At 31.7% G+C, this 4,014-nt stretch carries 4 protein-coding genes, 2 pseudogenes and 1 riboswitch; of the genes and pseudogenes, 5 read left to right on the plus strand and 1 reads right to left on the minus strand.

Annotation, left to right across the window (positions count from 1 at the left end):
• Positions 1-28 precede the first annotated feature (28 nt).
• Positions 29-97: riboswitch (Fluoride riboswitch) on the plus strand.
• A gap of 29 nt (positions 98-126) precedes the next feature.
• Positions 127-1,434, plus strand: a complete 1,308-nt coding sequence (locus tag B4L98_RS14265; protein ID WP_219034981.1) for a voltage-gated chloride channel family protein — start codon at positions 127-129, stop codon at positions 1,432-1,434.
• A gap of 106 nt (positions 1,435-1,540) precedes the next feature.
• A complete protein-coding gene (locus B4L98_RS14270; protein WP_291078591.1) occupies positions 1,541-1,798 on the plus strand; it encodes a DUF190 domain-containing protein in 258 nt (85 codons plus the stop codon).
• A 225-nt stretch (positions 1,799-2,023) separates the two neighbouring features.
• On the opposite strand, the pseudogene B4L98_RS14275 reads toward B4L98_RS14270, so the two are convergent.
• Positions 2,024-2,284 (minus strand): annotated as a pseudogene (locus B4L98_RS14275) (transposase); the annotation flags it as partial.
• A gap of 218 nt (positions 2,285-2,502) precedes the next feature.
• On the opposite strand from B4L98_RS14275, the gene B4L98_RS14280 reads away from it, so the two are divergent.
• The 3 genes and pseudogenes from B4L98_RS14280 to B4L98_RS14290 all read left to right on the plus strand — a co-directional run.
• On the plus strand, positions 2,503-3,318 hold the full coding sequence (locus B4L98_RS14280) for an HAD family hydrolase (protein WP_286495788.1): 816 nt from the start codon (positions 2,503-2,505) through the stop codon (positions 3,316-3,318).
• Positions 3,319-3,397: 79 nt separating this feature from the next.
• Positions 3,398-3,745 carry a polysaccharide deacetylase family protein gene (locus B4L98_RS14285; protein WP_291078593.1) on the plus strand — a complete coding sequence of 116 codons (348 nt, stop codon included), beginning with the start codon at positions 3,398-3,400 and terminating at the stop codon, positions 3,743-3,745.
• A gap of 16 nt (positions 3,746-3,761) precedes the next feature.
• Positions 3,762-4,014, plus strand: a pseudogene (locus tag B4L98_RS14290) (hypothetical protein); the annotation flags it as partial.

Genomic DNA, 4,014 nt, shown 5'->3' on the forward strand with positions numbered 1-4,014 from the left:
ACGAGGATATGACGTACCCACAGTAGCAGACGAAAAAGGAAATGGTGTTCTTCCTTACCCAACCGCTATAAAAAAAGCTGATGACGCCTGATTAAGTTAAGTGTTTAACATTTAATCAGGTAGTTTATGCAGACAAAACAAAAAAAATCATTCAGCAAAAAAATCAATTTACAACTTTGGTCGTTGTTTAGACGTTATCCAACTATTCCTTACATCCTCAAATGGACATTCATTTGCTTATTTATCGGACTTTGTGTTGGTAGTGCTTCCGCAGGTTTTCTTCAATCATTGGATTGGGTTACGAATTATCGGGAAAATCATTTATGGTTAATTGCATTGTTGCCTATTGGTGGTTTTTTCATTGGCTTACTTTATTATTATTTGGGCAAAGACATTAAACCAGGAAACAATTTACTTCTTGATACCATTCACGACCCTAAACAAATTATTCCCTTCCGTATGGCTCCGTTTGTTTATATCGGAACCGTGGTAACACATTTATTCGGTGGTTCGGCAGGGCGTGAGGGAACAGCTCTACAAATGGCGGGTGCAATTGCCGACCAATTCAGTAAACCTTTCCGACTTTCTGAAAGCGAGCGAAAAATTTTAATCATTTCAGCCATTTCCGCAGGTTTTGGGTCTGTATTTGGTACACCATTGGCAGGTGCAATTTTCGGTTTAGAAGTGTTTTTAATCGGACGATTAAAATACGATGCTATTTTTCCCGCATTTGCAGCCGCTATTTTCGCAGACTTAGTTACGAAACTTTGGCAAACACACCATACTCATTACTACATCAATTTTGTTCCCGACATCTCTTTTTTAAATATCATTTACGCAATCATTGCAGGAATTATTTTTGGATTATGCTCAGCAACATTTAGTAAAACAATACATAAGGCAAGTTCTATTTTCAAATCAAAAATTGAGTATCCACCTTTCCGACCTTTGATAGGCGGTGTTATTGTTGCTCTTGCAGTTTGGGCAATAGGCACAACAAAATACATTGGCTTAGGTATTCCTACAATTGTTCAGTCCTTTGAAGAACAATTACCTATGTATGATTTTGCCTTGAAAATGATTTTTACCATCATCACATTGGCAGCAAGTTTTAAAGGTGGAGAAGTTACTCCACTGTTTTTCATTGGGGCAACTTTAGGTAACGCATTAAGTTATTTCATTCCATTGCCAACAGCACTTTTAGCAGGAATGGGATTTGTTGCCGTTTTTGCAGGAGCAACGAATACGCCATTAGCTTGTAGCATTATGGCAATTGAACTTTTTGGTGCTGATTGCGGAGTGTATGTTGCAATTGCTTGTGTAGTTGCATATTTAGTTTCAGGACATAACAGCATTTACAACAAACAAATGGTTGGCGAACCAAAGCACAAAAGATTTTCGAACCACGAAGGAAAAAGATTAAATGAACTTTAAAATTGTGAATATGAATACAAACAATATAAACGTAATGAGAATTTATTTTGGCTACGGACAAACAGTCAAAGGACAATCTTTATGGCAACGACTTTAGAGCAACAATTTGGGACAATTACTTTTAAAGAAAGCGAAAGAAATGAATATTGAACAAGCCAATATTTTTATTGCAAAAGCTGGTTATTTAGACAACGATAAGATAAGTTTCAATATTTCAGAAATTCCATCTAAAAAAAATCCAGTTTGCCTTGAACTTGTGGACACTGCCGAAAAATTAAAAAATTTTATAGGGCAAAATAGAAAAGAGCTAAACGAAACAAATGTTATTCTACTAAATAATGAATGTTTTAAGATTGACCAATAAAAAAAGGACTTATAAAGCCTGTTGAACCCTTTGATAAACTCAGGATAGGCTGAAAAAAATTGTATCAAGAATAGAATTTTATCTTCAAAAACCTTTTTCTCGATACAAAATTCTTTCAGAATTCCACTCGAAATGACAGGTTTATTGATAAAATTAAAACGGGTTCATAAATTATAAAATAACATTATAACATGTAAACAAACATTATTTAATACCCATCGAGCATTATTCGACAAGATTAATTTTTAGCTTATTACTATTTCTATTTCTATTAAACATAAATTATTTAGATATTGAATAGTGGTTAAAGTTGTAATTTTGGCTAAAATTATGGTTTTAAAACCACCGAAAGTTTTGGCACAATTTCGGTCTAATCATAAACTGATCACAGAGCTGAGAGAATAAGGTTTCGATTCTTTTTCTATATTTTTTGAACGCATAAAATTGTGGTTTATACTCTTTTTGATTAGCTTTTTTAGGTGTTTCTTTACATTAACTTCTTTTTTGTCACTCCTCTACACAAACTTATATTGAATAATACTTAAACTACTCGATAATATCATGGAGAAAAAGTTACACTATTGAACAATTTTCTTATTTTTTTATAAAATTCTAAGCACGTGAACAACGAAGAAGAACAAACCAAAAATTTATAACTAACTTTGAGGTCTCAATTATGAGACCTTTTTATTTAAGAAAAATCAATGCAAAATATAAAATTAATCGTGACAGATATGGACGGAACTCTGTTACGTTCTAATCATTCGTTAAGTCCAGAATTCAATAAAATTTACGAAGAATTAAAAGAAAACAACATCACATTTGTACCTGCAAGTGGTCGTCAATATTATAGTATCATTTCTTATTTTGAAAATATAAAAGATGAATTGGCAATTATTGCTGAAAACGGAACCTATGTTACCTATAAAGGTGAAGAAATTTTTGTTGACGAATTGGATTGGTCTGTTGTAAAAGAAATCGTAGAAGAAGTGCGTAAAATAGAAGGCGCAAATATTGTTTTGGCTGGTAAAAATGCAGCTTATGTGGAATCGAAAGATGAAACTTTTTTAGAATATTTTAAAAATTATTATGACAAAAATATTTGGGTTGATGATTTAACTAAAATCGAAAATGAACAATTCATTAAAATTGCAGTAAATCACGCTGATGGAACAGAATTTAATGTATTTCCAAAATTAGTTGATTTTGAAAAATATGGATTAAAAGTTGTGGTTTCTGGAGAAGTATGGTTAGATGTAATGAACAAAAAATCGAACAAAGGAGTTGCATTACAAGCTTTGATGAATAAATTGGATATTTCTTCTGAAGAAATCATTGTTTTTGGGGATTTTATGAATGATTTGGAGATGTTACATTTGGCAAAATATAGTTTTGCAATGGAAAATGCGCATCCAAATGTAAAAGAAGTGGCAAATTTTAAAGCGCCTTCTAACGATGAAGATGGTGTAATTCAAGTTATTAAGCAATATTTACAACAATTAAAAACCGTAAACACTTAATAATCTGATAAATAACATCAATCATTTAACATTTCAAATCAGATTAAATTATTAATTTCGCACAAAACCTAAACAATCAATGTTAGCTATCAACAAACATCTAAAAAGCTTTCTTGCAATTGGAACTTTACTTTTTGTTTTTTCTTGTAAAAACGAAAATAATCCTATTCAAAATCAAACAACAACTTCTTCTGAACCAAAAGAAATTTTGCAGAATGATGTTGATTCTATTTATACGGTAAAAGTTGACTCTTCAGTTTTGAAATTAGATACTATTGCAAAAGAAGAAAGGAAAAATCCTATTGATTCGACAAAACAATATGTTTACCTAACTTTTGACGATGGTCCATATAAAGGAAGTAAAAATATCAATAAAATATTAACCGAAGAAAATGTAAAAGGAACGGTNNTTCTTAGTTGGTTTTAATGCTTTTACGAAAGATTTGAAACAACATGTAGAAGATTATAAAGCCAATCCAAATATAGAAATTGCTAACCATACTTTTTCGCATGCGCGTAACAAATACAAAGCTTTTTACAGTGTTCCAGAAAATGTTTATGAAGATATTCGCAAAAATGAGGTGGTATTAGACATACATTCTCGTTGGGTTCGTTTACCTGCACGTAATACATGGCGTTTGAACAAACGCAAAAAAGACGATCCAGTAAAAAATGCAATTCCAGCAGCTGATTTAT

The sequence above is a fragment of the Empedobacter sp. UBA5528 genome (assembly GCF_002426075.1).
In the GTDB taxonomy this organism is placed as follows: Bacteria; Bacteroidota; Bacteroidia; order Flavobacteriales; family Weeksellaceae; genus Empedobacter; species Empedobacter falsenii_B.